Here is a 2,697-nt window from a genome sequence, read left to right as displayed (position 1 = left end):
TCCTCATGGTCACCGTCACCGGGTCGCTGCTGTTCCTGCTCTCGCTGACCATGGTCTACGCCGCGACCGGGGTGCTGGACCTGCGACTCGCGGGCGAGCGGCTGGCCGCCGGCGACCCGGGCGGCGTCCACGTGACGGTGATCCTCGCGCTCGCCGCGGCGGGAATGGCCTTCAAGTCCGCGCTCTTCCCACTGCACGGCTGGCTGCCCGACGCCCACGCCGGCGCGCCCGGGGCCGTGAGCCCGCTGCTGTCCGCGCTGGTGGTCAAGTCGTCGTTCTTCATCCTGTTCCGGGTGTGGACGGAGGTCACCGGCCCAGACCCGGTGGTGGGCGCCGTTTTGGGAATCGCGGCGGCCGGATCGGTGCTCTGGGCCGGCCTGTCCGCCATCCGCACCCCGCGCTTCAAGCGACTGGTCGGCTACTCCACGGTCTCGCAGGTCGGCTACCTCTTCCTCTACTTCCCGCTGTCCGCCGCCGCCGACGGCCCCGAGCAGCAGCGGGCGGCGTGGATCGCGGTGGCACTGCTGGCGTTCGCGCACGGTTTGGCCAAGTCGTCGCTGTTCCTCTCCGCCGGGGTGATCAAGGACCGACTCGGCACCGACCGATTGGCGGCGATGACCGATCAGGACGCCCGGATGCCCGTCGTGACGATGGCGATCGCGATCGCCGCCGTGAGCCTGGCCGGGCTCCCCGTCAGCCTGGGTTTCGCCGGCAAATGGCAGCTGCTCATGGCCGCTGTAGGCACCGGATTGTGGTGGGTGGTCGCGGTGGCCGTGGCGGGTACCCTCGTCGCGGCCATGTACCTGCTGCGACCGGTCCAGACGTTGCTGTCGGGGGAGTCGAGCGACCACCGGCCCACCCCGGGCGGCGCCGGTGATGGGGGCCACGCCGACGATGGGGACGACGACGAGGGCCGCAGTACCGATCCGGCGTCCGGTGCCCACCTCCGCGGAACGGGCACGAGAGCCGTCCCGCGCGCCGCCACCCTGATCCCCTTGGCCGCGGCCCTGCTCGCCGCCCTCGCGATCGGGGTGTCCGGGCCGTTGGCCGACCTGGCGGTGCTGGGGATGACCCACGGAGGTGGAGCATGACCCCGCCGTCCTGGGTCGGTGAGTCGTCCCTGCTCGCCGTGGCCCCTCTCGCGCTCTCGGCTCTCGTCGCCGTCGTCGTCTTCCTCATCCCGGAACCCCGCACCAAAGCGCGCACCACGGTCAACATCACCGGCGCCTCGGTCAAGTTGCTCATCGTCGCGGCGCTGGTGCCCGCCGTCATCGCGGGCGCCCGGCCCGAATGGCGCAGCGCCCTCCTGCCGGGTCTCGACCTGGTCCTGCGCGTGGAGCCGCTCTCACTGCTGTTCGCCGGACTGAGCTCGCTGCTGTGGTTGCTCACCACCATCTACGCGATCGGCTACCTGGAGGGCCGCCCGCACCGGGCCCGGTTCTTCGGCTTCTTCTCGCTGTGCGTCACCGCCACCGTGGGCATCTCCTTCTCCGGGAACCTGGTGACGTTCCTGATCTTCTTCGAGCTGCTCACCCTTGTCACCTACCCGCTGGTGGTGCACAACGGCACGGCGGCCTCGTTCCGCTCCGGCCAGCTGTACCTGCGGTACACCCTCAGCGGCGGGCTCTCGGTCCTGGTGGGCGTGGCCTGGCTGACCGCGCTGGTCGGCGACGTGGACTTCACCGCCGGCGGCGCGGCGGCGGTCGCCGAGCTGGCCGCCGAGGACCCCGCCACCGCGGTGGCGATCTTCGTGCTCATCGCGGCCGGCCTGGGCGTCAAGGCCGCGCTGTTCCCATTGCACGGCTGGTTGCCCCGGGCGATGGTGGCGCCCGCCCCGGTCAGCGCGCTGCTGCACGCCGTCGCCGTGGTCAAGGCCGGCGTGTTCGGCCTGGTCCGACTGATCGACGACGTCTACGGCGTGCAGGTCGCCGACGACCTGGGCGTGCTGCTGCCGCTGCTGGTGCTGGCCTCGTTCACGGTGATCTACGGCTCGGTCCGCGCCCTCATGCAGGACGATCTGAAGAAGCGACTGGCCTACTCCACGGTCAGCCAGGTCTCCTACGTCACGATCGGCATCGCCCTGGTCTCCGAGATGGGCACTGCCGGCGGACTGACCCACCTGGTGCACCAGGGCCTGATGAAGATCACCCTGTTCTTCTGCGCCGGGCTGTTCGCCGAGGTGCTGGGGATCAAGACCGTCTCGCGACTGGCCGGGCTCGGGCGGCGGATGCCGTGGACGTGCGCGGCGTTCACCGTGGGCGCGTTCGGGATGATCGGGGTCCCGCCGATCGCCGGGTTCGCGTCCAAGTGGCAACTCGGGCTGGGCGCACTGGACTCCGACCACACCTGGGTGCTGGGGATCTTCATCACCAGCGCGCTCCTCAACAGCGCCTACTTCCTGCCGCTGGTGTACTCGATGTGGTTCGCCGAGCGGCCCGGGGGCGAGTCCCCGACAGGTGCGGGCCGACGGCGGGCGGAGGCGCCCCTGGCGCTGCTGGTGCCGACCATGATCACCGCGACGGCCTCGCTGCTGGTGGGGATCATCGCCGCGGCCCCGTACTCGCCGATGGGGATGGCCAGGTTCATCGCCGAGGGGGTGTTCCCCTGATGGCCTCCGCCCCGTGGATCGCGGCCCTGTGGGCTGCCGCGCTCGTCCTGCCGCTCGTCGTCGCGGCCGCCCTCGGCGTGACCTCCGTG

At 71.4% G+C, this 2,697-nt stretch carries 2 protein-coding genes; both read left to right on the top strand.

The window, feature by feature from the left end; genetic code table 11:
• On the top strand, positions 1-1,091 hold a 1,091-nt coding region (locus G6021_RS14820), incomplete at its 5' end, for a proton-conducting transporter membrane subunit (RefSeq protein WP_182641610.1).
• Positions 1,088-2,608: a proton-conducting transporter membrane subunit gene (locus G6021_RS14815; protein WP_182617783.1), complete on the top strand. Its 1,521-nt coding sequence runs from the start codon at positions 1,088-1,090 to the stop codon at positions 2,606-2,608. The genes G6021_RS14820 and G6021_RS14815, both read left to right, overlap by 4 nt.
• Positions 2,609-2,697 lie beyond the last annotated feature (89 nt).

Source organism: Dietzia sp. CW19 (assembly GCF_014145265.1).
In the GTDB taxonomy this organism is placed as follows: domain Bacteria; phylum Actinomycetota; class Actinomycetes; order Mycobacteriales; family Mycobacteriaceae; genus Dietzia; species Dietzia natronolimnaea.
This window is presented reverse-complemented; position numbering and strand designations above follow the sequence as displayed.